23 protein-coding genes are annotated in these 25,350 nt (G+C 69.7%); 3 read left to right on the plus strand and 20 right to left on the minus strand.

Annotation, left to right across the window (positions count from 1 at the left end; translation table 11 throughout):
• Position 1 precedes the first annotated feature (1 nt).
• The 7 genes from gltX to MIAR_RS06125 all read right to left on the minus strand — a co-directional run bounded on the left by gltX (position 2) and on the right by MIAR_RS06125 (position 8,809).
• The gene (gene gltX / locus MIAR_RS06095) at positions 2 to 1,510 is read right to left on the minus strand and encodes a glutamate--tRNA ligase (protein ID WP_285632840.1); all 1,509 of its coding nucleotides are present in this window, start codon (positions 1,508 to 1,510) and stop codon (positions 2 to 4) included.
• A gap of 44 nt (positions 1,511 to 1,554) precedes the next feature.
• On the minus strand, positions 1,555 to 2,844 hold the full coding sequence (locus MIAR_RS06100; RefSeq protein WP_285632843.1) for an MFS transporter: 1,290 nt from the start codon (positions 2,842 to 2,844) through the stop codon (positions 1,555 to 1,557).
• Positions 2,841 to 3,617 (minus strand): fumarylacetoacetate hydrolase family protein, encoded by a 777-nt coding sequence (locus MIAR_RS06105; protein ID WP_285632845.1) that lies wholly within the window; start codon positions 3,615 to 3,617, stop codon positions 2,841 to 2,843. Before MIAR_RS06105 ends, MIAR_RS06100 begins: the two co-directional genes overlap by 4 nt.
• Positions 3,618 to 3,789: 172 nt before the next feature.
• Positions 3,790 to 4,485 carry a hypothetical protein gene (locus MIAR_RS06110; protein WP_285632847.1) on the minus strand — a complete coding sequence of 232 codons (696 nt, stop codon included), beginning with the start codon at positions 4,483 to 4,485 and terminating at the stop codon, positions 3,790 to 3,792.
• A gap of 475 nt (positions 4,486 to 4,960) precedes the next feature.
• Complete coding sequence (locus tag MIAR_RS06115) at positions 4,961 to 6,049, minus strand: branched-chain amino acid aminotransferase (protein ID WP_285632849.1); 1,089 nt, start codon at positions 6,047 to 6,049, stop codon at positions 4,961 to 4,963.
• Between the two features lie 47 nt (positions 6,050 to 6,096).
• On the minus strand, positions 6,097 to 7,146 hold the full coding sequence (locus MIAR_RS06120) for a 3-isopropylmalate dehydrogenase (RefSeq protein WP_285632852.1): 1,050 nt from the start codon (positions 7,144 to 7,146) through the stop codon (positions 6,097 to 6,099).
• 118 nt (positions 7,147 to 7,264) lie between these two features.
• On the minus strand, positions 7,265 to 8,809 hold the full coding sequence (locus MIAR_RS06125) for an MFS transporter (RefSeq protein WP_285632855.1): 1,545 nt from the start codon (positions 8,807 to 8,809) through the stop codon (positions 7,265 to 7,267).
• 100 nt (positions 8,810 to 8,909) lie between these two features.
• Here MIAR_RS06125 and MIAR_RS06130 point away from each other — a divergent pair, with 100 nt between their 5' ends.
• Positions 8,910 to 9,470 carry a TetR/AcrR family transcriptional regulator gene (locus tag MIAR_RS06130; protein ID WP_285632858.1) on the plus strand — a complete coding sequence of 187 codons (561 nt, stop codon included), beginning with the start codon at positions 8,910 to 8,912 and terminating at the stop codon, positions 9,468 to 9,470.
• A 5-nt stretch (positions 9,471 to 9,475) separates the two neighbouring features.
• Here the strand turns inward: MIAR_RS06130 and MIAR_RS06135 are convergent, their stop codons facing one another.
• The 5 genes from MIAR_RS06135 to MIAR_RS06155 form a co-directional block, all read right to left on the minus strand.
• Positions 9,476 to 10,702 (minus strand): RNA polymerase sigma factor, encoded by a 1,227-nt coding sequence (locus MIAR_RS06135; protein WP_285632861.1) that lies wholly within the window; start codon positions 10,700 to 10,702, stop codon positions 9,476 to 9,478.
• Between the two features lie 13 nt (positions 10,703 to 10,715).
• Positions 10,716 to 11,081, minus strand: coding sequence for a YciI family protein (locus MIAR_RS06140; protein ID WP_285632864.1), 366 nt, complete (start codon positions 11,079 to 11,081; stop codon positions 10,716 to 10,718).
• Between the two features lie 179 nt (positions 11,082 to 11,260).
• Positions 11,261 to 12,880, minus strand: coding sequence for a phosphoglycerate dehydrogenase (serA, locus tag MIAR_RS06145; protein WP_285632867.1), 1,620 nt, complete (start codon positions 12,878 to 12,880; stop codon positions 11,261 to 11,263).
• A 131-nt stretch (positions 12,881 to 13,011) separates the two neighbouring features.
• Positions 13,012 to 13,365, minus strand: coding sequence for a hypothetical protein (locus tag MIAR_RS06150; RefSeq protein ID WP_285632869.1), 354 nt, complete (start codon positions 13,363 to 13,365; stop codon positions 13,012 to 13,014).
• Positions 13,362 to 13,868 carry a DNA polymerase III subunit gamma/tau gene (locus MIAR_RS06155; RefSeq protein WP_285632871.1) on the minus strand — a complete coding sequence of 169 codons (507 nt, stop codon included), beginning with the start codon at positions 13,866 to 13,868 and terminating at the stop codon, positions 13,362 to 13,364. The genes MIAR_RS06150 and MIAR_RS06155 overlap by 4 nt, the downstream gene beginning before the upstream one ends.
• 73 nt (positions 13,869 to 13,941) lie before the next feature.
• Between MIAR_RS06155 and MIAR_RS06160 the strand changes: the two genes are divergently transcribed.
• Complete coding sequence (locus MIAR_RS06160; RefSeq protein ID WP_285632873.1) at positions 13,942 to 14,868, plus strand: hypothetical protein; 927 nt, start codon at positions 13,942 to 13,944, stop codon at positions 14,866 to 14,868.
• A 63-nt stretch (positions 14,869 to 14,931) separates the two neighbouring features.
• On the opposite strand, the gene MIAR_RS06165 is transcribed toward MIAR_RS06160, so the two are convergent.
• The 7 genes from MIAR_RS06165 to MIAR_RS06195 are packed head-to-tail and all read right to left on the minus strand — an operon-like array spanning position 14,932 to position 22,761.
• Positions 14,932 to 15,678 (minus strand): copper homeostasis protein CutC, encoded by a 747-nt coding sequence (locus MIAR_RS06165; RefSeq protein WP_285632875.1) that lies wholly within the window; start codon positions 15,676 to 15,678, stop codon positions 14,932 to 14,934.
• Positions 15,675 to 17,021 carry an alpha-L-fucosidase gene (locus MIAR_RS06170; protein ID WP_285632877.1) on the minus strand — a complete coding sequence of 449 codons (1,347 nt, stop codon included), beginning with the start codon at positions 17,019 to 17,021 and terminating at the stop codon, positions 15,675 to 15,677. The genes MIAR_RS06165 and MIAR_RS06170 overlap by 4 nt, the downstream gene beginning before the upstream one ends.
• The gene (locus MIAR_RS06175; protein ID WP_285632878.1) at positions 17,018 to 18,598 is read right to left on the minus strand and encodes a M81 family metallopeptidase; all 1,581 of its coding nucleotides are present in this window, start codon (positions 18,596 to 18,598) and stop codon (positions 17,018 to 17,020) included. Before MIAR_RS06175 ends, MIAR_RS06170 begins: the two co-directional genes overlap by 4 nt.
• Positions 18,595 to 19,632 carry an ROK family protein gene (locus tag MIAR_RS06180; protein ID WP_285632881.1) on the minus strand — a complete coding sequence of 346 codons (1,038 nt, stop codon included), beginning with the start codon at positions 19,630 to 19,632 and terminating at the stop codon, positions 18,595 to 18,597. The genes MIAR_RS06175 and MIAR_RS06180 overlap by 4 nt, the downstream gene beginning before the upstream one ends.
• A gap of 8 nt (positions 19,633 to 19,640) precedes the next feature.
• Positions 19,641 to 20,570, minus strand: coding sequence for a carbohydrate ABC transporter permease (locus MIAR_RS06185; RefSeq protein WP_285632883.1), 930 nt, complete (start codon positions 20,568 to 20,570; stop codon positions 19,641 to 19,643).
• Entirely contained in the window at positions 20,560 to 21,471 is a 912-nt protein-coding gene (locus MIAR_RS06190) for a carbohydrate ABC transporter permease (RefSeq protein WP_285632884.1), read from the minus strand. Before MIAR_RS06190 ends, MIAR_RS06185 begins: the two co-directional genes overlap by 11 nt.
• 30 nt (positions 21,472 to 21,501) lie before the next feature.
• A complete protein-coding gene (locus MIAR_RS06195) occupies positions 21,502 to 22,761 on the minus strand; it encodes an ABC transporter substrate-binding protein (protein ID WP_285632886.1) in 1,260 nt (419 codons plus the stop codon).
• A gap of 154 nt (positions 22,762 to 22,915) precedes the next feature.
• Between MIAR_RS06195 and MIAR_RS06200 the strand changes: the two genes are divergently transcribed.
• Entirely contained in the window at positions 22,916 to 24,046 is a 1,131-nt protein-coding gene (locus MIAR_RS06200) for an ROK family transcriptional regulator (RefSeq protein ID WP_285632888.1), read from the plus strand.
• A gap of 17 nt (positions 24,047 to 24,063) precedes the next feature.
• Here MIAR_RS06200 and MIAR_RS06205 read toward each other — a convergent pair whose 3' ends face one another.
• Positions 24,064 to 25,329, minus strand: a complete 1,266-nt coding sequence (locus tag MIAR_RS06205; protein WP_285632891.1) for an alpha-L-fucosidase — start codon at positions 25,327 to 25,329, stop codon at positions 24,064 to 24,066.
• Positions 25,330 to 25,350: the final 21 nt, after the last annotated feature.

A 25,350-nucleotide genomic window follows, 5' to 3' on the forward strand; every position in this document is an offset into this window, starting at 1 on the left:
GTCAGCCCAGGGTGTCGGCGAGTGCCCGCAGGCGACGCAGCGTCTCGTCCTTGCCGAGCAGCTCCATCGACTCGAACAGCGGCGGGGACACGCGACGACCGGTCAGGGCGACGCGCGGCGGGCCGTAGGCGACGCGAGGCTTCAGGCCGAGCTCGTCGACGAGCTTCGCCGAGAGCGCCGTCTGCACAGCATCCGGGGTGAACTCCTCCACCGGCTCGAGCGCGGCGACGCACGCGGCGAGGACCTCGGCGGCGTTCGCGGGCAGGCCCTTCATGGCGTCCGCCTCGTAGGTCACCTCGTCGGTGAACAGGAAGCCCAGCATGCCGGGCGCCTCGCCCAGCAGCTGCATGCGCTCCTGCACGAGCGGGGCGGCGCGGAAGGCCAGCACGATCTGCTCGTGCGTGGGCTCGGCCGCGCCGAACACGCCGGCATCCGCCAGGTAGGGCAGCATCCGCTCGGCGAAGTCCTTGCCGTCGAGCTGACGGATGTGGTCGCCGTTGATCGACTCGGCCTTCTTCTGGTCGAAGCGAGCCGGGTTCGGGTTGACGTCGACGATGTCGAACGCCTGGATGAACTCCTCCAGCGAGAACACGTCGCGGTCGGGACCGATCGACCAGCCCAGCAGCGCCAGGTAGTTCAGCAGGCCCTCGTGGATGAAGCCGCGCTCGCGGTGCAGGAACAGGTCGGCCTGCGGGTCGCGCTTGGACAGCTTCTTGTTGCCCGTCTCGCCGAGCACCAGCGGCATGTGCGCGAAGCGCGGCACGAAGTCGGTGACGCCCGCCTTGGTCAGCGCGTCGTACAGCACCAGCTGGCGGGCCGTGGAGGGCATGAGGTCCTCGCCGCGCAGCACGTGGGTGATGCCCATCAGCGCGTCGTCCACCGGGTTCACGAACGTGTACAGCGGCACGCCGTTCGGGCGCACGATCACGTAGTCCGGGAACGACCCAGCGGGGAAGGTGACCTCGCCGCGGATCAGGTCGACGTAGGTGAGGTCCTCATCCGGGACGCGCAGGCGCAGCGCGGGCTGGCGCCCCTCGGCACGGAAGGCCGCCTTCTGCTCCTCGGTGAGGTCGCGGTCGAAGTTGTCGTAGCCGAGCTGCTTGGCCCGGCCGCTGGCCTCGTTGCGCGCGTCGATCTCCTCGGCGGTGGAGAAGCTCTCGTACACAGCGCCGGACGCCTTCAGCTTCTCGATCACCTCACGGTAGATGTCGTGACGCTGCGACTGCCGGTACGGCGCGTGCGGGCCGCCCACCTCGACGCCCTCATCCCAGTCGATCTTCATCCAGGTGAGCGCGTCGACCAGCTGCCGGAAACTCTCCTCGCTGTCGCGGGCGGCGTCGGTGTCCTCGATGCGGAAGATGAGCTTGCCGCCGTTGTGCCGCGCGTACGCCCAGTTGAACAGGGCCGTGCGCACCATGCCGACGTGCGGCAGGCCGGTGGGCGACGGGCAGAAGCGCACGCGGATGTCGGATCCGGTGGCGGTGGTGGTGAGGGGGTGCACAGTAGCCATATCCCCTCGATTCTATCGGGGGCGGATGCGGCCGCCGAGACGGTTCAGGCGGTCGCGGCCGGGTCGGTCTCGACCGCCGTCTCGCGGATCCGTCCCAGCGGCGCGAGCGCCGTGATCGCGATCACGAACACCAGCGCCACGATCCCGAGCCCGGCGTAGTCGAAGGTCGTGAGGACCCAGCCTGCAGCAGCTGCGCTCGCAGCCGCCGTGAGGCTCATCAGCGAATCGCTGATGCCCTGGCGGCGGGGCCTCATCGTGACGGTCGACGACTCCGTGAGCAGTGCGGCCCCGGCGACGGTCGCGGCGCTCCAGCCGAGTCCGAGCAGGATCAGGGCGATCATGACCCCGGCGGGCGTGCGGCCGGCGAAGATCGCTGTCAGCAGCGATGCGGCCAGGACGGCCTGCCCGAGCAGGACCACGCGCACGCGGCCCCAGCGGTCCGAGAGGATGCCGAACAGAGGCGAGAGCCCGTACATGCCTGCCACGTGCAGCGCGATCGTGATGCCCACCAGCAGCGTGACATCCGTGCTCGACGGCATGCTGCCGTACGCCCCGTGCGCCATGTGCGACAGGTGGATGGGCGTCATCGCCATCACGGAGGCCATCACGGCGTGCGAACCGGCCACGGCGAAGATCGCGTACCGGGCGACGACCGGACGGTCGACGCCGGTTCCGAGCGGCGAGGCGGTCGTGGTCGTCCTCGCCAGGTGCAGCGCGGTCAGCAGCGGGTCCGGTCGCAGGGCGACCAGGTACAGGATCAGGGCGGCGATCTGCGCGACCAGCGAGAACAGGTACGAGCCCGTCAGCGGCGGCATCCCGATCGCATGGCCGAGAGCCTCGCCCGGCGTGAGCAGCAACGGACCGGTGACCCCGCCGACGGTCGTCGACCACACCACGACGGAGAGGTCCCGCGCGCGGTGGGCGGGCGCAGCCAGGTCGGTCGCGGCGAACCGCGACTGCAGGTTGCCCGCGTTGCCCATGCCGATCATGATGATGCCGATCAGCAGCAGCGGGAACAGCCGGGTCGCGGCCGCGGTGATCACCGTGGCCACCCCGATCAGGGCCAGCAGGTTGCCCGCGGTCAGCGAGAGCCGGCGTCCACGGCGGGCCGCGAACCGGGCCAGCGGGATCGCGAAGGCCGCGGCCCCGAGGGTGACGGATGCCGTCGCCAGTCCCGACAGCGCGTCGCTGCCGGAGAGATCCGCGGCCAGCAGGGCGCCGAGGGACACGGTGGCCCCGAAGGCGATGCCCCCGAGCACCTGGCCGAGAGAGAGGATGCGGACGGTGCGGCGCTGGATCGCCGCGAGTTCGTCGAGGGTGAGCGCGGCGCTCACGAGACGGGGACCGCGTCGCGCACCGGGTTGCGCAGGGTGCCGATGCCGGATACCTCGACCTCGATCGTGTCGCCCGCGACGACCGGTCCGACGCCCGCGGGGGTGCCCGTCATGATCACGTCACCCGGCAGCAGCGTGAACGCCGCCGAGGCATAGGCGATGATGTCGGCCACGGAGTGGATCATGTCGGTCAGCGGCGCCTGCTGGCGCACTTCGCCGTTGACGCGCGTCTCGATGCGCGCGGATGCCGCGTCGAACTCGGTCTCGATCACCGGGCCCAGCGGGCAGAACGTGTCGAAGCCCTTGCCCCGTGTCCACTGCCCGTCCTTGCGCTGGATGTCGCGCGCGGTGAAGTCGTTGCCCACGGTGTACCCGAACACGTAATCGAGCGCGTCCTCGGCCTTGACGTTCTTGGCGATGCGCCCGATCACCACGACCAGCTCGCCCTCGAACTCCGTGCGCTCCGAGATCGCCGGGCGCAGGATGGCGTCGCCCGGCCCGATCACCGATGTGTTCGGCTTCAGGAACAGCAGCGGCTCCTCGGGTGCGACGTTGCCGAACTCGGCGGCGTGCTCGTGGTAATTGCGTCCCACGCACACGACCTTGGAGCGCGGGATCACGGGCGCCAGCAGTGCGGCATCCGCGAGGGGCACGCGCTCCCCCGTCGTGTCGAATCCGGCGAACATGGGGTCGCCCGCGAGAACGACCAGGTCGCCCTCGTCGACGATGCCGAACCGGATGCCGTCACTGTGGCTGAAACGTGCGATCTTCACCCGGCCAGCCTAGCCGCCACCGGACCTCAGTCACCTCGCCCCCGTCCTCCCTCTCCCCCTCACCCTCTCTCCCGCACCGAGACCCCCACCTTCCGCCCAGACCCCTAGTTACAGCCGTCCGTACGTGGGGGTGTCGGCGACAACCAGGGGTGTCGACGACGGCGCCCGCGATTCATCCGGGAGGGCGGACGCCGAAGGCCGCCAATCGCGAACCGAGCGCAGCGGAGGTCCTGATGTGCTCATCGCCCCACCGGGCGAATCCCCAGCCCGTCACGCCCCGGACGTCGTCCTCCCGATGCTTCTCGGCCAGCACCGCCGCCTGCGCCGATTCCGCGGAACGCAGCATCGGGTCGGTGTACTTGCCTTCGCCGTCGAACTCTCCGAAGGTCTTCGCACCGAGGAACGCGAAATCCAGCCAGTACTGGTTCCCCGCGGCTCCGGTGACGGGCACTTGCAGGTCATACCTCGAGAAGCCGAGCTGCCGCAGACGCACACGGCTGACGCTCTCCCCCGGCAGCTGCGCCCGGCCATCGGCGAACTCGAACACGCTCCGTGCTCGCCGTACTCCGCGCCGTCCGGGGAGCGCCAGCCGGTTGGCATCCGACCGCCACGCGCGTTCCGCATCAGCATCAACTTCATGGCCGATGACAGACGCGCGGCGCAGCGCCGCGTCAGCGCATCCCACAGCCATCTCGAACGGCGACATGCGAGCGACATCGAACACGGTTCGTATGAGCGACGTCGCACGCAACCCGTCGACCTCGACGATGTCCGCGTCAGCCAGCTGCATGTCACGGCGCACCACACCGGCGATCACTCGGCTGTGCCGCTCTCCGTCGACGACGAGCTGCACGGGACGGATTCCCATGCGATACAGGGGAAGCCCCCAGATGACGGCCGCCGAGGTATGGCTGAAGATCGGTCCGCTCCCCTGACTCGCCGCCCGCACGGCCAGCACCGTCAGCAGATGCTGCCCTTCCCACCAGAGCTCAGACCAGTCCGACGCTCGCACATACGATCCGCGATGCAGTCGAAGCAGGCGTTTCGCAGCGACCTGCTCGCGCAGTCGGCGCTCTGTCATGCAGGCCAGCAGCTGCTCCCTGGACAGCAGCAGCTCTCGCGCTTGAGAGATGTCAATACGGCGACGCACAAGCCCATCGTGCTGCTCTCCCGGCGCGGAATCTCGTCATCCACAGCCCGATGCGAATCTCGCCGCCTGTGCAGGAGGAGTCCCCCTCCGCCGACACCCCTGGAAAGCGTCGAGACCCCTACCTGCAGCCGACTGCAGGTAGGGGTCTCGGCTGAAAGTGGGGGTGTCGGCGAAAGAGGCAGGTAGGAGGACCTCAGGCGTCGAGCCGGAGCAGCCAGCCGTGCTTGTCCTCGCGACGCCCGTACTGGATGTCGGTGAGCTCCTCGCGCAGCGACAGTGCCAGGTCGCCCAGAGGCTGTGCGTCCTCGAAGCCGTCGGCGACCAGCGCGCCGATCGGGGTGACCACGGCGGCCGTGCCGCACGCGAACACCTCGACGATGTCGCCGGATGCCACGCCCTGGCGCCACTCGTCCAGCGAGACCGGCCGGCGTTCGACGGTCAGACCGCGGTCCTCGGCGAGCTGCAGCAGCGAGTCGCGCGTGATGCCCTCGAGGATGGAGTCGGATTCCGGGGTGACGATGCGGCCGTCCTTGTACACGAAGACCACGTTCATGCCGCCGAGCTCCTCGACGTTGTTGTCCTGGTCGAGGAACACGACCTGGTCGCAGCCCTTCTCGTACGCCTCGGCCTGCGGGAGCAGGCTGGAGGCGTAGTTGCCGCCGGTCTTGGCAGCTCCCGTGCCGCCCTTGCCCGCGCGGGCGTAGTTCTCGCTCAGCCAGATGCGCACCGGCTTCACGCCGCCGGAGAAGTAGGCGCCGGCGGGCGAGGCGATCAGGTAGTAGGCCACCTTCTTCGCCGGGCGCACGCCGAGGAACGCCTCCTTGGCGAACATGAACGGCCGCAGGTACAGGCTCTGGTCGGCGCCGGAGGGCACCCAGGCTCCGTCGACCGCGACCAGCTCCCGGATCGACTGGATGAAATGCTCGGTGGGCAGCTCGGGCAGCGCCAGTCGGCGGGCACTGCGCTGCAGGCGGGCCGCGTTGCGGTCGGGCCGGAAGGTGTGCACCGAACCGTCGGCGTGGCGGTAGGCCTTGATGCCCTCGAAGATCTCCTGGCCGTAGTGCAGCACCGCGGCGGCCGGGTCGAGAGAGATCGGACCGTAGGGCTGCACGCGCGGACGGTGCCAGCCGCCGTTCTCGGACCAGCAGATGTCGACCATGTGGTCGGTGAAGTGCAGGCCGAATCCGGGGTTCTGCAGGATCTCCTCGCGCTGAGCCGGGCTCTTGGCGGCGAGGTTCTTCGTGACGGCGAAGGTCAGAGGTGCGGTGGTGGTGTCGGTCATGTCTGTCCTCGATCGAATGCGACGGCTGAGCGCTGCGTACTGTCAGATTACGCCTGCAGCAGGGCGATTACGGCGTCGCCGGTCTCGCTGGTGCTGCGGCTGCCCGAACGGGCTGCGATGTCCTGCTCGACGGCGCGCTGCACGCGCGCGGCCTCGTCGCGCAGCCCGAGGTGATCGAGCAGCAGGGCGACGGACAGGATGGCGGCCGTGGGGTCGGCCTTCTGCTGTCCCGCGATGTCGGGCGCCGAACCGTGCACGGGCTCGAACATCGAGGGGAAGGCGCCGTCCGGGTTGATGTTCCCGGAGGCCGCCAGGCCGATGCCGCCTGTGACGGCGCCGGCGAGGTCGGTGAGGATGTCGCCGAAGAGGTTGTCGGTGACGATCACGTCGAAGCGCGCGGGATCGGTCACCAGGAAGATCGTGGCGGCGTCGACGTGCAGGTAGTCGACGGTCACGTCGGGGTGCTCGGATGCCACCTGGTCGACGATCCGCTTCCAGATCGCCCCGGCGTGCACGAGCACGTTGGTCTTGTGCACGAGCGTGAGCTTCCTGCGGCGGCGCTCGGCGAGGTCGAAGGCGTAGCGGACGACGCGCTCCACACCGAACGCGGTGTTCACGCTGGTCTCGTTGGCCACCTCGTGCGGTGTTCCCTTGCGGATGCTGCCGCCGTTGCCGACGTACGGGCCCTCGGTTCCCTCTCGGACGACCACGAAGTCGATCTCGCCGGGATCCGCGAGCGGTCCGGGTGCGCCGGCGAACAGCTTCGAGGGGCGCAGGTTCACGTAGTGGTCGAGCTCGAAGCGCAGCTTCAGCAGCAGTCCGCGCTCGATGTTGGCATCCTTCAGTCGCGGGTCACCAGGAACTCCGCCGACGGCGCCCAGCAGGATGGCGTCGTGCGAGCGGATCGCGTCGAGGTCCGCATCCGTCAGCGTGTCTCCGGTCGCGAGGAACCGGTCGGCGCCGAGCGAGAACGGCGTCTTCTCGAACGTGACGTCGCTGCCCGCCGTGACGGCGTCGAGCACGCGCTCGGCCTGGGCGATGACCTCACGGCCGATCCCGTCTCCGGGGATGACGGCCAGCTTCACGACGCGCGACATGGGACTCCTCTGCACCACGGCCCGCCGCGCTGGTCGCCGCGGACACTGCCTCCCAGCGTAGCGGCGCACGCGCACCGCTCCCGACTGTGAGTCACCGTCGGGAGCGGGCGGATGCCGGTCAGCCGGCCGAGCCGTTCCGGGACGGCTTCAGCGTGGTGAGCGCGACGATGATCGCCCCGATCACCAGGAGCGCTCCGATGATGGAGGTCGTGACGACGCCCGAGCCGAAGGCAGCCGTCGCGGCGTCCCACAGCGCCGTACCGAGCCGGCCGGGCAGCTCCTGAGCGGCGGTGTAGGCGCCGGCGAGGGTCTCCCGGGCATGCGCGGCCAGCTCCGAGGGCACTCCGTCCGGGATCACGAGCGCACCGCGGTAGAACGCGGTGATGATGCCCCCGAGCACAGCCGTGCCGAGCACCGCGCCGAGCTCGTACGCCGTCTCGGAGACGGCACTCGCAGCCCCGGCCTTCTCAGCCGGTGCATGAGCGAGGATCAGCTCGTTCGAGATGGTCTCGGCCGCGCCGATGCCGATGCCGAGCACCATGAAGGCGACCAGCAGCCAGCCGACGCTGTTCAGGCCCGCGGTGGCGGCGACGATCACGTAGCCGAGCGCCGACAGCGACAGGCCGACGGGTACCACGATGTGCGGCGCGACCCGCCGCGAGATGGGCACGACACCCAGACCCGCGATGATCATCGCCACCATCCCGGGCACGAGAGCCAGGCCCGCGACCATGGGCGAGAGCCCGATCACCAGCTGCAGCTGCTGCGAGACGAAGTAGAGGAATCCGACCAGCGCGATCACGCTCAGCAGGTTCACGAGGATCGCACCGCTGAAGCCGCCCCGACGGAACAGCGTCATGTCGAGCATCGGGTTCTCCGCGCGACGCATCCGGCGGACGAAGAGGAATCCGGCGAACACGCCGACGAGCAGGAAGATCGCGGCGGCGAGGTTGGGGCCGTCCACGGCGAAGGACTTGATCGCGAAGACCACCGGGATCATCGCCGCCATCGACAGCACGATGCCGATCGGGTCGATCCGTCCCGGGTTCGGGTCGCTGCTCTCGGGCAGCAGCCACAGGCCGCCGATCAGCAGCGGGATGAGCACGGGCACGGCGATGAGGAACACTGAGCTCCAGCCGAAGTGCTCGAGCAGGAAGCCGCCGACGACCGGCCCGAGCGCGGAGCCCGCCGAGAACGCCGACGCCCACACCGCGATGGCGAGGCGCCGCTGATCGCGGTTGCGGAAGATGGAGCGCAGCAGCGACAGGGTCGAGGGCATGAGCATCGCGCCGAACACGCCGAGCGCGGCCCGCGCGGCGATGAGCAGCCCGGCCGAGGGGGCGAAGGCCGCGAGAGCGGAGACGGCAGCGAAGCCGGTGGCGCCGATCAGCAGCATCCGCCGGCGTCCGAACCGGTCGCCGAGCACGCCCATCGTGACGAGCAGGCCCGCGAGCACGAGCGAGTAGACGTCGATGATCCAGAGCTGCTCGGCGCCGCTGGGCTGCAGAGACACCGAGATCTCGGGCAGCGCGAACGCGAGCACCGTGTTGTCGACCGACACCAGCAGCACCGGGAGCATGAGCACCGCGAGCGCGGCCCAGCCGCGCAGACCGACGCGGGGTCCGTCGACTCCGGTGAGGTCGATGGGTGCAGTGGCGGGCATGATGTCCTCCGATAACTTAACCGTCCAGCTGGTACAGTAACAGATGTCGGCCTGATCGGATGCTGTGCAGCCGGCGCCCGCGACGAGCAAGGAGTCCCCGATGTCCCGCCCTCCCCTGGCGCGCGAACGCGTGCTCGACGCCTACGAGTCGATCCTGATCGCGGACGGCGAGCGGGCCGCGACGCTCGACGCCACAGCTCAGGCCGCGGGCGTCTCCAAGGGCGGTCTGCTCTATCACTTCGCCTCGAAGGACGATCTGGCCGCAGGACTCGCCGAACGCCTCGCCGTGCTCACGGATCAGGACCTGGAGCGCATGCGGGAAGCACCGGACGGGCCCGTCGCCTACTACATCCGCACCTCGGTGATGGAGGACGACGCCCTGGATCGGGCGCTCATCGCGACCACGCGGCTGGCTCAGGGCGGCTCCTCCGCCGCATCCGCCGCGCTGCGCGAGGTGCGCCGCCGATGGGCGGATGCGATCCGGCCGCATGTGCGCGACGAGACCGCCCTGGACCTGGTGATGCTGCTGAGCGATGGGCTGTACTTCAACAACTCGCTCTCCGAGCCCGTGGACGGACGCGTCTCGGCAGACGACGGGTTCGTGCCGACCGGCGCAGCGCTGGCGCGGCTCATCGAGCTCGTGCGCAGCTCGACGGCCTGAGCTCCCTATTCGCCGGCGGCGAGCAGCCGGCGCCCCAGATGGCGGCGCACCGCCGAGTCCTCGGTGAGGCCGATCGCCTCGCGCAGATCGCGTCGCGCTCCCGCCATGTCACCGCAGCGGATGCCGAGCTCGCCGCGCACGGCGAAGGCCTGCGCTGCCAGCGGCCCCCGGAACAGCACCTCGTCGGCGTCCAGCTCCAGCCGGACCCCCTCGGCTCCGATCCCCTCCGCGTAACCGCGGGCGACGATCCGCGCCAGCCGGGCCGACGGAGACGGCCACTGCTCGACCAGCCCGTCGTAGAACCGTGCGATCGACGGCCAGTCCGTCGCCTCCCACGTCGGCGCGATCGCGTGCAGCCCGGCGATGCCCGCCTGCAGCGCGAAGCGACCCGTCCCGTGCTGGAGTGCGTCCGTGGCCAGCCGCTCCCCCTCCGCGATCAGCCGGCGATCCCACAGCGCCCGGTCCGCCTCGGCGAGGGCCACGAGCTCACCCGAGGGATCCACCCGAGACGGTCGCCGCGCCTCGGTGAGCAGCACGAGGGCGAGCAGTCCCTGCGCCTCGGCGTCGTCGCCCGCGATGCGCAGCGCGTCCCTGGCGAGGTCGACGGCGTCACGGCAGAGCACGCGCCCCTCATCGCTCGTCGGCGCCGCATAGCCCGTCGTGTAGAGCAGGGCGATCACCGACAGGGCGTCGGGCATGCGCGTGCGCACCTGATCGTCATCCCGGACCGCGAATCGGATCTCGGAGTCGTGCAGGCGCTTCTTGGCGCGGGTCAGCCGCGCTGCCATGGTCGTCTCCGACACCAGCAGCATGGCCGCGACGTCCCGGGTCGGAACACCGCACGCGAAACGCAGTGCGAGTGCGAGCCTGGTCTCCTCGGGCAGATCGGGATGGCAGACCGTGAGGATGAGCTCCAGCCTCTCGTCCCCGGTGAAGGAGAACGCGTCCAGATCGGCGTCATCGACGATCCGGGCATCCGCCGCCAGGGTGGGCAGGGCGCGGGCGGCGGTGCGCTCCCGCCGGATCGCATCGACGGCGATGCGGCGCGCCGCGGTGGTGATCCAGGCCGACGGCGCGCGCAGCTCCACACCGGATCTCTCCTGCGCGATGGCCCGGAGGAAGGCGTCCTGCACGGCGTCCTCGGCCAGCTGCAGGTCGCCGGTGTACGCGGTGACCGCCCCGAGGATGCGTCCCGCATCTGCGCGGAACGCATCCTCGATGCGGCTCGTCATCGTCACGCCTCGGTCAGCCCCGCATCGCCGTCACGTCGAGCACCGGATGCACGTCGAGCCAGCCTCCGGTGGGGACGAGAGCGGCGAGCTCCTTCGCCTGCTCGACCGAGTCGGCGGTGAAGGTGTAGAACCCGGTGACGACCTCGCGCGTCTCACCGAACGGGCCGTCGGTGTAGACGGGCCCTTCGGCGGAGGGCCGGATGCGGAACGCCTCGGACTGCGCACGCAGGGGCACTCCGGCGGTGAGGCGCTGCCCCGCCGCGGCGACCGCCGCCTGGAACGCCTTGTGCCCCTCGAGGTCGGCGTCCAGCTGCGCCGGAGTGCGCGTGGAGTAGTCCCATTCGGGCTCGTGGATGATGATCATGTACTCGTCGGACATCGTGTCTCCTTCGTCGTGCGGGCGCGTGACCCGCTGAGGTGTCGAACACCGATATGACGTGCGGGCGCCCGGGGAATCGACAGCCCGGCTGGATTCTTTCAGAACTTCTTCCCGGGCGGAACGGCGAACGACCCGCCCTCGCAAGAGGACGGGTCGTTCGGGACCTCATACGGCGCGGATCAGACCTCGGTGATCTCGATCTGACGGAACAGATCGGCGTCGATCGCGGCGCTCACGTCGGCGAGCAGCTCGTCGGTGACCGGCGAGTCGAGCGTCAGGACGCTGAGCGCCTGGGCGCCTGCCGCCTCCCGGGCGATCTGCATGCCTGCGATGTTGATGCCCGCCTCGCCGAACTTCTGGCCGTAGACGGCCACGATGCCCGGGCGGTCGGTGTAGGTCATCACGACGTGGTGCTTCTCGATGGGGAGCTCGATCGCGTGCCCGTTGATGGACACCAGCTTCTCGATCTGCTTCGGGCCGGTCAGCGTGCCCGACACGGCGAGCTGGCTGCCGTCGGAGAGGGCACCGCGGAGCGTGATGACGTTGCGGTACTCCTCGCTGATGTCGTCCTGCAGCAGGCGCACGGCCACGCCGCGCTGCTCGGCCAGCAGCGGTGCGTTCACGTACGAGACGTTGTCGCTGACGATGTTGGTGAACACGCCCTTGAGCGCGGCGAGCTTGAGCACGCTCACGTCGTAGTCGTTCAGCTCACCGTGCACCTCGACGTCGAGGCTGGTCAGCGGCGACTGCGACAGGGCGGAGAAGATCTGACCGAGCTTCTCGACCAGAGCGATGCCGGGGCGCACGTACGGGTCGATCACGCCACCGGCGACGTTCACGGCATCCGGCACCAGGTCGCCGCCGAGCGCGAGACGCACGGAGCGGGCGACGGACACGCCGGCCTTCTCCTGAGCCTCCTCGGTGCTCGCACCCAGGTGCGGGGTGACGACCACGTTCGGCAGGCTCAGCAGAGCCTGCGCGGTGCTGCCCTCGACCGGCGGCTCGGAGGTGAAGACGTCGAGGCCGGCGCCGGCGATCTCACCGGAGACGAGGGCCTCGTGCAGATCGGCCTCGTCGATCAGGCCACCGCGGGCGACGTTGACGACGAACGCCGTCGGCTTCATGGCGGCGAACTGCTCCGCGGCGATCATGCCCGTGGTCTCGGGGGTCTTCGGCATGTGGATGGTGAGGAAGTCGGCCTCGGCGACCAGCTCGTCGAGCGACACCAGCTGCACGCCCAGCTGCTGCGCACGCGCGCTCGTGACGTAGGGGTCGTACGCGATCACGCGCATGTCGAAGGCGTTCAGGCGGGCGGCGACGAGAGCGCCGATGCGGCCGAGCCCCACGATTCCGACGGTCTTCTCGAAGAGCTCCGCACCCGTGAACGAGCTGCGCTTCCATGCACCGCCGGAGAGCGAGGCGTGCGCGGCCGGGATGCGGCGCGCGAGGCTCAGGATGTGGCCGATCGTCAGCTCTGCGGCCGAGACGATGTTCGAGGTAGGTGCGTTCACCACCATGACGCCGGCGGTCGTGGCCGCCTTGATGTCGACGTTGTCGAGGCCGACGCCCGCGCGTGCGATGACCTTCAGCTTGGGCGCGTGCGAGAGCGCCTCGGCGTCGACCTTCGTCGCAGAGCGGACCAGCACGGCATCCGCGTCGGCGAGGGCGGCGAACAGCGCCTCGCGGTCGGTGCCGTCGACGTTGCGCACCTCGAAGTCCGGCCCGAGCGCCTCGATCGTGGCGGGCGAGAGGACTTCGGCGATGAGAACGACGGGCTTGGATGCGGACTGGTTCGACACAGGTATCCTTCGGGGCAGCACACGGTGGAGGGGCAGTCGATGCGCCGCACGCCGGCGGGGGCGCGATCGGGACACACTTTACCCGAGCGGCATCCCCGCTCCCGACCGTGTGACGCCGGGCGTCCCCGCGGTCAGGAGCCGGTGAGCGCCGCCAGGTTGCGGATCACGTAGCTGAAGGTGTTCAGCAGGAAGACCGCGCTGAGCCCCAGGCCCGCGAGCAGCACCAGGACGAGCGCCCCGGTCGAACGCCGCCGTGTGAGGACGAGGACGACGGCGAAGACGGCCGCCGTGACCACTGAGGGCAGCAGCAGGACCACCCACCCGTAGCCCGACATCCCTCCGACGGAGAGCTGGACCGCATAGAAGACCGCCGTCCAGATGACGAAGGCGTAGGCGAGGCCGCCGAGTCCGATGAGGAACCCGCGCAGGGCGCTGCGGACGCGGCCGCCGTGCCGCGTGGTGTCGACCGATGCGTTCCCGCTCACAGCGCAGCACCTCCCCCGGAGACGACGAACGGCCAGGGCACGAGCAAGGCCGCGCCGGCGATCAGCCAGACGATCCGCACCCAGTCCTTCGCGCCGCGCGTGACGACGAGGACGGCGATGAACCACAGTGCCGGCGCCAGCACAGCGAGCCACAGCGCGGCCTGGTACAGGAACGCGGGGAGCGTGAACATCACCGGCGCCTGCATCCCCACTCCCCCGATGACCCACCCGACGGTGTACAGGAGGTAGACGCCGCCGAGGATGCCGAGCGTGACCAGGGTCACGGTGCTGAGGCCCTGCGGTTCGTCATCGGCTCCGGCATCCGTCGCCTGCATCGTGGACGGATCGGATGCCGTCGACGGCGCGCCGTCGTGCTTCGACTCGGACGCGGGCCGCGGCGACTCCTGCGGCCGCGACCTGCGGGGTCGCATCTCCGGGCGGCGCGCTTCCAGCGCATCGTCCCCGTCCCAGCTGAGGGCGTCGTCGTCGCCGTCGGATCTCATCGTTCCAGCGTACCGACGCGCGGGCCCCGCTCCCCACTATGCTCAGGGCGACACCACTTCCGGGGAGGAAACCGTGGCAGAGAGCAAGAACAAGGACGTCCGGCCCGATGCCGAGGCGCCCGCCGAGCGCACCTGGGTGCCCACGGCCGAGGCGAAGAAGAAGGCGACCACGTTCCGGTGGATCGCGGCGGCGCTGTGGCTGGTCGCCATCGTCGGCGAGGCGGTCAGCATCTTCTGGCTGCTGAAGCAGCGCGTGGTCACGGGCGCCGACGGCACCCTGGTGCGCGACGACGACACCGGGCTGCTGCGCGAGGAGGGCGTCACCACGACCTTCCCGCAGTGGGCGTTCATCACCCTGCTCGTGCTGCTGGTCGTCATCGCGACCCTCTCGATCACCGGCTCGATCCTGTGGAAGAAGGCCAATCACCTCGACCCCGCGAAGAAGTCCGACGCCGTGCGTTTCTTCGTGCAGAACCAGCTGGGCGCGATCATCGCGATCATCGCCTTCGTCCCGCTGATCATCATGGTCTTCCTGAACAAGGACATGAGCAAGGGACAGAAGACCACGGCCGGCATCGTCGGCATCGTGCTCGCCCTGCTCGCCACCTACATCGGCGTGGACTTCAAGCCCGCTTCGGTCGAGCAGTACACCGCCGACCAGTCCACCGTCATCCAACTGCTGGGCAAGGACCAGGTCACCTGGGTCGCCGGCGGCTCGGTGTACCACGTGTGCGACCAGGTCTCCGACATCCAGACCGGCAGCGAGATCCAGACCGGCACCACCGCCGAGGCCGTCGCCGCCCACAAGGAGCGCCTCACGCTGAAGTTCGCCTCAGAGCTGGAGAAGTGCGGCCTGCCGGTCCCCGAGAACGCCTCCGAGATCGCTGATGCGCTGCGTCAGATCCAGGGCGGCACGACCGTCACGCTTCCCGCGCCCGTGTGGGGCGAGGGCGTCGAGCCCCCTGTCGAGGTGAAGGAGGCCGCACCCGCGGCGAACTGACCCGATCGCACGAAGAAGAGGCCGTGCCCGGAGCTCCGGGCACGGCCTCTTCTTCGTCTCCTGCTAGGCGGCGGAGCGCACGGCCCGGTCGAGCGCAGCACGGGCCGCGGCCACGATCGAGGAGTCCGTCGCATCGAAACCGATGATCCCGCCGCCGGGTCCGCTCGGCGCGGTGTCCCCCGAGTCCACCCGGGCGGACAGATGCACGGCATCGACGCCGACCGCGATCAGTCGCGCGATGTCCTCGACGTGCACGCCGCCGCCGGGCATGACCTGCACACGGCCGGCCGAGCGTGCGACCAGGTCGCCGATCACGCCGATGCCGTGCACGCTGCGCGTGGCACCGCCGCTGGTGAGCACGCGATGCACGCCGAGCTCGATGAGCTCGTCCATGATCGCCAGGGGGTCGGGGGCGACATCGATCGCACGGTGGAACGACACCTCAGCGCCCTCCGCGGCGTCGATCCAGCGACGCATGGCGTCGCGGTCCACCCGGCCCTCCCGTGTCATCGCCCCGACGACCACGCCACCCGCGCCGCGTCGGACGATCTCACGGACGTCGGCCGCGACCAGGGCGACCTCGTCCGCGTCGTAGACGAATCCTCCCGGCCGCGGGCGCACCAGGGGTGCCACCCTGATGCCCGCGCCGGCGACGGCGAGGACGGCATCGACGGTTCCGGCCGACGGCGTCAGCCCGCCGGTCGCCGAGAGCGCCTGGCAGAGTTCGACACGGTCGGCGCCGGCGGCGAACGCGACGCGCGCTCCGGCGGCGTCCTGCACCGCGATCTCCAGCTGCGCGGCCCCGCTCATGAGACCGTCACAACCGCGACGGGTGCAGCGCGCAGGGCGTCGGGGATGCGCACGACGACGGCTCCGCCCGGTTCGGTCGCTGTGTCGGCGACCGAACTATCGGCCCAGCGCGCGGTGCCGCCGGACAGCTCCGGAGGCAGCGCGATCTCGCCGGCCGCGGGGTCGAGGGCGTGGACGTGCACGCCGGCGGCCGAGCGCGTGTAGCGCACGGGAGCTCCCGTCTCCTCGCCGAAGCGGATCCACGGCCGCGTGCCGTACACGGCGTCGCCGTTCTCGCGCAGCCAGCTGCCCAGCTCTCGCATCGCCGCCCGCTGCAGCTCGGGGATGGAGCCGTCGGCGGCGGGGCCGACGTTGATCAGCAGGTTCCCGTTCTTGGAGACGATGTCGACCAGCATCCGGATCAGCTCGACGCCGGAGAGCGATTGGCGCTCGTCCTCCGCCTGGTTGAAGCCGAACGAGTATCCCAGGCCGCGCGTGGACTCCCAGGGCTGCTCGAGGATGTCGGGGATGTGCGTGTACTCGCGCGTGAGGAACCCGTGGTACGGGACGCCCCACCGGTCGTTGACGACGCCATCCGGCACGGCGCCGAAGTAGCGCTCCAGCAGCGCGGCGACGGCGTACTCGTCGCGCCCCTTGCCGCCGTCGGGCCACTCGATGTCGTTCCAGAGCACATCGGGCGAGAACCGCTCGATCAGCTCGTCCAGCTGGGCCGCCGCGTACCGCGAGAACGCCTCGTCGTGCCGGCGGAACCGGAACAGGTCGGTGTCGGACTCGATGGGCGGGAAGTCGCTCACGTGCCAGTCGAGCGCGCCCGAGAAGTACACGCCGAACCGGGCACCGGCGCGGCGGGCGGCGTCGTGGAACTCGGCGATGAGGTCTCGGCGCGGTCCGCGCGCCGCGGCGTTGAAGCCGGTCGTCGCCGTGTCCCACAGGCAGAAGCCCTCATGGTGCTTGGTGGTGGGCACGATGTACCTCGCCCCGGCATCGACGAGCTCTCCGACGAAGGCGTCCGCATCGAACGCCGCCGCGTCCCACCGGTCGGCGAGATCCTCGTAGGAGGTGCCGGGTCCGTACAGCTCCTGATGCCGTCTCCACGTCGGGCTGCCCGCGATGCGGACCGTGTTCCCGTACCACTCCGCGTACTGGTGCCACGCGTACGCGTCCTCGGTGGGGATGTTCACGCCGGCGCCGTGCTGCACGGCCCAGGCCGGCACCGAGTAGAGCCCCCAGTGCACGAAGAAGCCCAGCTTGGCGTCGCGATACCACTCGGGCACGCCGTTGCCGGGGTAGCTCGGTGCGTCGGCACCGAAATCGGGTCCGGTGCGCGTCTCGAAGTTCATCATGCGGAGGTCTCCTGACGTCGGCTCACGTGCGCGGTGAGAGGCGGATTTCCGGTGGTGTCGAACGGGAACACGCCCGGAGCGAGGTGACGATGCCCCAGTCGCAGCAAGTTCTGGTCGACGCCGCCGGGGGTGAGTGCGAGCGTCCAGTCGGCCGCGAGCTCGTACAGCTCCGGCTCGAGGTAGCCGATCTTGACCACGACGATGTCCGCGCTCTCGGGGTCGAGCCCGAGCATGCGGAAGTCGTCCAGGTGGTGGAACGGCTTCCGCCGCTCGGTGATGATCGCGTGGAGGCCACCGACCGCGATGACCACCTGCGTGCCCGCGGCCGGATCGCCGTCCGTGATCGAGAAGACCTCTCCGGTGATCGCCACCGGACCGCTGGGACCGTGATCGACGCCGGCTCCCGCGCGCAGCGAGACCGTCGCGCCGACGCCCGCCGCGCGTGCGGTCGCGACCGCCTCCGCGTCGAAGATCGACGCGACCAGGGTCGTGCGGCTGCCGTCCGTGAGCTCCGGACGTGCGAGCAGCTCGGTCAGCGTCCAGGTGACGTCGCCCGCACCGCCGGCGGTCGGGTTGTCCCCGGAGTCGGAGATCAGATACGGATGCTGCGCCCCCGGCGCCGTCGCGCGCTCGAGCGCTCCGTCGAGGGTCGCGGTGGGCGCGACGAACACGAAGTCCTCGCGCGCGTCCCAGAAGTCCCGCGCCACGCGCTCGGCTTCGCGCGCGATGAGCTGCTCGTCATCGCCGAGTACGACGACGTAAGCCTGGCAGCGCGGTTCGTCCGCCCAGGCGTATCCGATCCAGATGGAGGCGTCGACGACACCCTCCATGCCCTCGATGCCCGGCAGCATCGCGTAGAGGCCGGCTGCGGGCTCCAGGCGGGTGCTCGTCTTCTCGCCCGGGAGGAGCACGGGGACGGGAACCCAGGCCTTGAAGGGACGACGTCGCAACGGATCGGCGCCCTCCGCGCTGCGGAGCCGCGCAAGCAGATTCCACACCGCCCGCTCCTTGGTGTTCATCCAGTCCTCGTGCGGCGCCATGCGATAGCAGGTGAGCAGATCGACGGCGTCGCGCAGAGTCTCGGAGACGTTGCCGTGCAGGTCCATCGACGTGGAGACGAGCGTGTCCGGCCCCAGCGCCTCGCGCACGGCGATCGCGAGGTCGCCCTCGGCGTCGGTCATGCCGATCACGCTCATCGCGCCGTGGATGTCGAAGAAGAAGCCGTCGAAGGGTCCGGACTCGCGGATGCTCTCGCGGATGCCGTCGACGATGGCGCTCTTCATCCGCTGATAGGTCTCCGGCGCGACAGCCCCGCCGGGAAGCGAACGGCCGTGGTGGATGGGGACCCACTCGGCGGCCTCGGCCAGGTCGCGTCCTGCTTCGAGGAACGGGTAGTACCCGATGAGCTCCGCACCGGTCCGGATCGTGAACGCCTCGTCTCCTGAGACATGCGGCGAGAACGTGCTCGACTCGATGGAGATTCCGCCGATGCCGATGCGCGGTCGCTCCAGCCCGCCGGGCGACACGGGCGCCAGCGCGGGCATCCAGATCTCGTGGGCTTCCAGACGGTCCGTCATGCGACGGCTCCTTCCTCGTGGTGGGGGCTCGATGAGTGGTGGGGGTTCTGTGGATCTCGGGGGATCGGTGCGGCGCCCGAGAGCAGGATGGCCTTCGCCGCGGCGGCGGCTCCGAGCGCCACCGCGTCCGTGTGCAGGGTCGCGGGGACGATGCGCAGGGCGACGCCGGAGATCGGCGAATCCGTCGCGAGCGTGCGCTCGATGGCGGGCGCGAGGAGATCCCACGCGCGGGCCACGCCTCCCCCGACGACGGCCGTGGACAGGTCGAGCAGTCCGGCTGCGCTGGCGCAGGCGAGCGCGACCGCTCGCCCCGCCGCCTCGAACACCGCGATCGCACTCGCGTCACCGGCGCGCGCCCTGTCCGCGACCTGCGCGGAACTGAGACCGGCGACTCCGGTCATCTCGCCGTACCGCAGCCCGATCGAGGTGCCCGAGGCGAGCGTCTCCAGGTGGCCCGTCTGCCCGCAGGTGCATACCAGCGTGCTGTACCCGGGCGTGTGCCCGATCTCGCCCGCCGCTCCGTGCGGTCCGTGGCGCAGGCGTCCGTCCAGCATGACCGCGCCGCCCACGCCCGTGCCCAGCATCACGCCGAGCACGTCGTCTCCCGTGGTCTCGCCGTGGCTGACCTCGCCGAGCAGGAACGCGTTCACGTCGTTCTCCACCGCGATGGGCACGCCGAGACGCGCGCGCAGCTCATCCGCGAGCGCGAAGCCCGCCCAGCCGCCGAAGGTGGCCGAGGCGGCGCGCACGGTTCCCGTGGCGTGGTCGATCACGCCTGCAGCGCCGACCCCTGCGGCGAGCAGGGGCCGCCCGCTCGCCTGGAGCAGGCGGCGGGTGAGCTCCGCGGCCGCGTCCGCCATGGCCGCTCCCCCGTCCAGCGCGGGAGCGGCCACCTGTCCGCGGCCGAGGATCTCCCCGTCCGCAGCCACGAGCAGCGCTGCGATCTTGGTCCCGCCGATGTCGATGCCGGCGATCACGCCGTCAGGCGCGTTCGCCCCGCGGAAGGGCATGGCTGTGCCGAGTGACCTGGCCATCGATCCGTTCAACGCCCCCCGAGGCCGGCCATGGCGATGCCCTTGACCAGGTGCTTCTGCAGCGCGATGACCAGGATCGTGGTCGGGATCATCGAGATGATCGAAGCGGCCATCTGCAGGTCCCAGCGTGTGCCGGTCAGCCCGGAGAAGCTCGCGAGTCCGACGGGCAGGGTTCCGAGGGAGCCGTAGTCCACCGTGACGATCAGGGGCCACAGGTAGCTGTTCCAGAACGACAGGAACGTGAACACCGACAGGACGGCGATCGACGACTTGGACAGCGGCAGGATGATCTGCGCGAAGGTGCGCACCGGGCCCGCGCCGTCGACACGAGCCGCCTCCTCCAGCTCGTACGGGATGCCGCGGAAGAACTGCCGCATGAGGAACGTGCCGAACGCGCCGAACGCGAACGGGAAGATCAGCGCCTGGTACGTGTCCACCCACCCGAACCACTGCATCACCTGGAACATCGGGATGACCAGCACCTCGGCGGGGACCATGAGAGTGGCGAGGAAGAGCACGAAGACGGCGTCGCGTCCCTTCCACCGCAGTCTGCCGAACGCGTAGCCGGCGGTGGTGGAGACGAACAGCACCACCAGGGTTCCCGCGATCGACGTGAACAGCGAGTTGCCGATGTACGTCCAGAACGGCCCGAACTGGAACACCTCGGCGAAGTTCGACCACCTGACCTCGGATCCGAACAGGCTCGGCGGCATCGCGAACATCTCGCCGTTCGGCTTGAGGGCCGAGAAGAACGCGTAGACCAGCGGCAGCATGAACAGGGCGGCAGCGATGTAGACCGCGACATGCGCGAGGATGAGGCGCACGCGCGCGGCCGGCGTCATCGGCGCGCCGCCGGAGCGGCGCTCGGTGTCGACGTGATCGTCGCCGTCCACCGCGACCATCGCCTTCGTGCTGGGGACTGCGATGTCAGTGCTCATAGTGCACCCACCTCTTCTGCGCCGTGAACTGGATGGCGGTGATCGTGATGATGAGGGCGAACAGGATCCAGGCGCCTGCGGCGGCGAGGCCGAGGTCCTGGAACTTGAAGCCCTGGTTGTAGATCCACATCACGAGGGGCAGCGTGCTGTTGCCCGGGCCTCCGCCTGTCAGCATCTGCGGCTGCACGAACACCTGCAACGACGTGATCATCGTCATGATGGTGGCGAAGAAGATCGCCGGGGAGATCATCGGGATCATGATGCTCCAGGTCATCCTGAAGCCGGTGGCGCCGTCGATGCTGGCCGCCTCCAGCACGCTCTCCGGCAGCTGCTCGAGAGCCGCGGAGAAGATCAGCATGTTGTAGCCGATGCCCTGCCAGACGCTCATGACGACGACCATGATCATCGCCCAGTTCCGGTCGGCGAGGAAGTTGGGCAGCTCCACGCCGAACCAGGTCTGCGCGAGGCCGTTGAACAGACCCTGCGGCTGCAGCAGCATCTTCCAGACGAGGACGTTGGCGACCATGGGCGTCACCACCGGGATGAAGAAGAGCACCCGCAGCGCACCGCGCCCGCGGATGCGGGGGCCCAGACCGACCGCCAGCAGAAGCGAGAAGATCACGCTCAGCGGCACGTACAGGACGGTGAACACCATCGAGTTCCGCAGCGCGGGGAGGAAGTTCGGGTCCTCGAACAGCCGGAGGTAGTTCGCTCCCCCGTTGAAGGTGCGCTCGCCGAAGGTCGGCCAGTCGAAGAAGCTCATCACGATGGACAAGCCGACCGGAACGATCGTGAACAGGGCGAGGCCCACCAGGGCCGGGCTTGCGAAGCCCAGCGCCTGGCGCGCCTCGACCTTGGCGAGCGACCCGCGACGACGCTTGGCAGCGGTCGTGATGGTCATCTCCTGGTATCCCTTTCCGTCAGTTCCGGGTCACTTGCCGAACTGCTGCTGCGCGGACTCCAGAACCGACTTCATCGACTCCTGCCCGTTGTAGACGCTCACCAGCTCGGGCTGCACGAAGGTGCCGACCTTGGCCCAGTTGTCGGAGACGTGCTGACCCTCGACGTTCTTGAACGCCGCTTCGAAGACGGCCTTGACCTGGTCGCGGTACGCCGGGTCGAGCGACTCGAAGTAGAGCGGCTGGCTCTCCGCGCGAGCCGGGTAGCTGCGACCCGAGGACGCGATGTAGTCCTGCGAGTCCTTGCTCAGCAGCGAACCGAGCACCTTCAGCGCGGCGTCCTTGTTCTTGCAGGTCTTCGCGATGCCGAAGCCGGAGCCGAGCACCAGGCTCAGGTCTCCCTTGTCGCCGGTCGGCAGAGGAGCGAGCCCTGCCTTGAAGCCCGCGTCGTTCTTCAGGTAGCCGACCGCGTTCCACGTGCCGTCGACCGCCATCGCGGCGTTCTCGCCGGTGAACTGGTTCTCGCCCCATCCGCCGTCAGAGGCGGATGCGACGGGAGCGGCCACCTTCTGCTTCGTGACCAGATCCGCGTACCAGCCGGCAGCGGCGGCGAATCCGGGGTCGGTGAGCTGGAGCTTGCCGTCGGCGCTGACCGGCTGCGTGCCCGACTTGGCGATGGGCAGCGCCTGCCACTGGAAGTCGCCCATGCCGATGCCGAAACCGAACTTGCCGCCGGTGGTCGCCTTCTTGGCCGTCGCCTCGAAGTCGTCGAAGGTCCAGCCGACCTTCGGCAGCTCGGCTCCGGCTGCGTTCAGCTGATCCTCGTTGTAGTACGTGACCATCGTGGACACGTCGAACGGCAGGCCGTAGAGGTCGCCCTTGTTCTTGAGGATGTCGGTCGCACCCGCGGCGAAGTCACTCTCGGCGAGTCCGGCGGCCTTCAGATCGGCATCCGTCAGCTTGACGAAGCCGTCGGTGTAGCTGGCGAGCATGCCGGAGTTCATGCCGGTGACGCACGCCATGTTGCCCGACGCCATGTTCGTGGTCAGCTTCGTGAAGAAGTCGCCCCAGGGAGCCGTGCGCAGCTCCACCTTCAGGTCGGGGTTCTGCTTCTTGACGACGTCGATCTGCGCCTTGAGGGCAGCGGTGTCATCCGCGCTTCCCGCCCACATGTCGACGACGATCGCGTCCCCGTCGCCGGAGCCGCCCGTGCTCGGGCCATTGGAGCAGCCCGCCATGGCGACGGCGACGCCCGCGACCACGATCACCGCACCCACGCGCTTGATCTTCATTGATTGCCTCCTCATCAAAGGTTGTTTCGACCGTCGAAATAACCTGGTAACGTCTTGAACGAAGTTACGCTTTCATACTTCGAGCACACACGCAACACGAACATCCGATGTTTAGTCCGCGCATCACGCAGCGGAGAGCCCCCGGGAGACAGGCATGCCGAGCGCAGACGACGCACCCACTCGCCGTATCGTCGAACTGATCGCGACCGGAGCCGCGCGTTCCCGCACCGAGATCGCCACCGCGCTCGGCGTGGCGCCGTCCACGGTGGGGATCCGCGTCCAGTCCCTGCTCGACGCCGGCATCCTGCGGGAGGCGGGCGAAGGGACGTCGCGCGGAGGCCGCAGGCCCCGCGTCCTCCAGCTCGCCGAGGCCGGGACCATCCTGACCGCCGACCTCGGCGGCGGTCACGCACGGATCGGCAGGCACACTCTCGGCGGCGCGCTGGACCGCATCGAGACCATCGCGATCGATCTCTCCGAGGGACCGGAACGCACACTCGAGCGCGTCAGCGAGGTCTTCGACCGATTCGCGGAGAACGCGTCCGTGCGGGCGATCGGCGTGGGCCTGCCCGGTCCCGTCGTCGTGGAGACCGGTTCCGTCGAGCAGCCGTCACGGATGCCGGGATGGCCCGGATTCCGCGTGGGCGAGCACCTGACCGCCCGCCACGATGTGCCCGTGATCGTCGACAACGACGCGAATCTGGCGGCACTCGGCGAGCACACCTCCCAGCTCGGCGGCGACGGCCACAGCATCACGGTCAAGGCCGGCACCGCGATCGGCAGCGGGATCATCGTGGACGGCCGAGTGCACCGCGGCGCGACCGGGGCAGCAGGCGACATCACGCACACGCGCATCGACGGCAGCGGAGACATCCCGTGCTCCTGCGGGAACACGGGATGTCTGGAGACCGTCGCGAGCGGTGCCAGCCTGGTGCGTCAGATGCGCGAACGAGGACACCAGGCCGTGCACACCACGGAGGACGTCCTCGCCCTCGCTCGGGACGCGGATCCGGAGGCCACGACCCTGGTGCGCACTGCGGGCACGCACCTCGGGCAGGCACTGTCGGGCGTGGTCAACTTCTTCAACCCGCACGCCGTCTTCCTCACCGGCAGCATGAGCGGTTCGGAGCCGTTCCTCGCCGCGGTGCGCAGCCGCGTCTACGAGGCGTGCCACCCGCTCGTCACGCAGACGCTCCGCATCGAGGCCGCCCGCACGGGCGCAGACGCGATCCTGCTGGGCGCGGCGAGGCTGGCGATGGATCGCCTGGAGATGCCCGTGGCCTGACGGCCACAGGGCCCTTCTCAGTCCGCGAGCGTCAGCTCGATCACCGGCATCAGCACGTCCGGCCGCTGCACCGGGAGGTGCACGGTCAGCGTCCCCTCGTCCTGCAGGGTCGGCGTCATATGGGTGTCGTGCTGATCGGGGTCCGGCACGGAGGTCTTCAGCCAGGAGCCGTCGTTCAGCAGGCGGGCGAAGGACACCCGACCGGCCAGATCCGGCAGGTGCACGAAGCCGAGAGGCCAGCTGAACAGGTGCAGGTACAGCCGGTCGCCACGGCGGGTGTAGACGCCTTCCCGAGGCGGCGTGAACTCCGCGTGCCCGGCGCCGACGATCGCGGCACGGTGCAGCAGCATCCACCGTCCGATCTCCTCCAGCGTGCGCGCGTCGCGCGGGGCGATCGCACCGCGCCCGTCCGGGCCGATGTTCAGCAGCATGTTGCCGTCCATCGACACCGAGTCGGCGAGCATCTGCACCAGCAGCGTCGGCGACTTCTGATCCGTGTTGTCGCGGTGATAGCCCCACGACCCGTTCAGCGTCTGGCAGGCCTCCCACACCCGCGGCGCCCCGTGCTCGTCGACGAGCGGTGCGGTGGGCTGGTACTGCTCCGGGGTGACGAAGTCGGCGGGGATGCCGAGTCGGTCGTTCACGAGTATGTCGGGCTGCAGCTCGCGGCACATGCCCAGCAGCGCCTCGGCATCCCACGCATCCGGACCCTTGCCCGCCCAGCCGTCACGGCTCTCGGGATAGGTGAAGTCGAAGAACAGATAGTCGATCCGGCCGTACTGCGTCAGCAGCTCCTGCACCTGTCCATGCAGGTACTCGCGGTACCGACCCATGTCCCGGCCCTCGTTGAGGGCGGCCGCGTTCTCGTCGTCGCGGCGCGGGTGGTTCCAGTCCACGGTGAAGTCCGGGTGGTGCCAGTCGATGAGCGAGTGGTACAGGCCCACCTTCAGCCCCTCCGCCCGCACGGCGTCGACGAACTCGCGTACGAGGTCGCGACCCGACGTCTGCTGCGAGCTGAAGTCGGTCAGAGCCGAGTCGAACAGGCAGAAGCCGTCGTGATGCTTGGTCGTGAGCACGACGTACCCCATACCCGCCTCCCTGGCCTGGCGGGCGATGGCGCGCGCATCGAAGCGATCGGGATCGAAGTGCTCGAAGTACTGGCGGTAGTCGTCATCCGTGATTCGCTCGTAGCTCTGCACCCACTCGTGCCTCGCGGCAACGCTGTAGATGCCGAAGTGCACGAACATCCCGAACCGGGCCTCGTCGAACCATTCCTGTCGCATGGGTCCATCCTGGCACAGACA

Origin of the sequence: Microbacterium arabinogalactanolyticum (genome assembly GCF_030268005.1) — a bacterium.
Lineage (GTDB): Bacteria > Actinomycetota > Actinomycetes > Actinomycetales > Microbacteriaceae > Microbacterium > Microbacterium arabinogalactanolyticum.

Coding starts and splice junctions, on each gene's coding strand:
- gltX (WP_285632840.1), bottom strand. CDS start 1,510: ATGGCTACTGTGCACCCCCTCACCACCACCGCCACCGGATCCGACATC.
- MIAR_RS06110 (WP_285632847.1), bottom strand. CDS start 4,485: ATGGGAATCCGTCCCGTGCAGCTCGTCGTCGACGGAGAGCGGCACAGC.
- MIAR_RS06115 (WP_285632849.1), bottom strand. CDS start 6,049: ATGACCGACACCACCACCGCACCTCTGACCTTCGCCGTCACGAAGAAC.
- MIAR_RS06120 (WP_285632852.1), bottom strand. CDS start 7,146: ATGTCGCGCGTCGTGAAGCTGGCCGTCATCCCCGGAGACGGGATCGGC.
- MIAR_RS06125 (WP_285632855.1), bottom strand. CDS start 8,809: ATGCCCGCCACTGCACCCATCGACCTCACCGGAGTCGACGGACCCCGC.
- MIAR_RS06130 (WP_285632858.1), top strand. CDS start 8,910: ATGTCCCGCCCTCCCCTGGCGCGCGAACGCGTGCTCGACGCCTACGAG.
- MIAR_RS06135 (WP_285632861.1), bottom strand. CDS start 10,702: ATGACGAGCCGCATCGAGGATGCGTTCCGCGCAGATGCGGGACGCATC.
- MIAR_RS06140 (WP_285632864.1), bottom strand. CDS start 11,081: ATGTCCGACGAGTACATGATCATCATCCACGAGCCCGAATGGGACTAC.
- MIAR_RS06155 (WP_285632871.1), bottom strand. CDS start 13,868: ATGAGATCCGACGGCGACGACGACGCCCTCAGCTGGGACGGGGACGAT.
- MIAR_RS06165 (WP_285632875.1), bottom strand. CDS start 15,678: ATGAGCGGGGCCGCGCAGCTGGAGATCGCGGTGCAGGACGCCGCCGGA.
- MIAR_RS06170 (WP_285632877.1), bottom strand. CDS start 17,021: ATGATGAACTTCGAGACGCGCACCGGACCCGATTTCGGTGCCGACGCA.
- MIAR_RS06175 (WP_285632878.1), bottom strand. CDS start 18,598: ATGACGGACCGTCTGGAAGCCCACGAGATCTGGATGCCCGCGCTGGCG.
- MIAR_RS06180 (WP_285632881.1), bottom strand. CDS start 19,632: ATGGCCAGGTCACTCGGCACAGCCATGCCCTTCCGCGGGGCGAACGCG.
- MIAR_RS06185 (WP_285632883.1), bottom strand. CDS start 20,570: ATGAGCACTGACATCGCAGTCCCCAGCACGAAGGCGATGGTCGCGGTG.
- MIAR_RS06190 (WP_285632884.1), bottom strand. CDS start 21,471: ATGACCATCACGACCGCTGCCAAGCGTCGTCGCGGGTCGCTCGCCAAG.
- MIAR_RS06195 (WP_285632886.1), bottom strand. CDS start 22,761: ATGAAGATCAAGCGCGTGGGTGCGGTGATCGTGGTCGCGGGCGTCGCC.
- MIAR_RS06200 (WP_285632888.1), top strand. CDS start 22,916: ATGCCGAGCGCAGACGACGCACCCACTCGCCGTATCGTCGAACTGATC.
- MIAR_RS06205 (WP_285632891.1), bottom strand. CDS start 25,329: ATGCGACAGGAATGGTTCGACGAGGCCCGGTTCGGGATGTTCGTGCAC.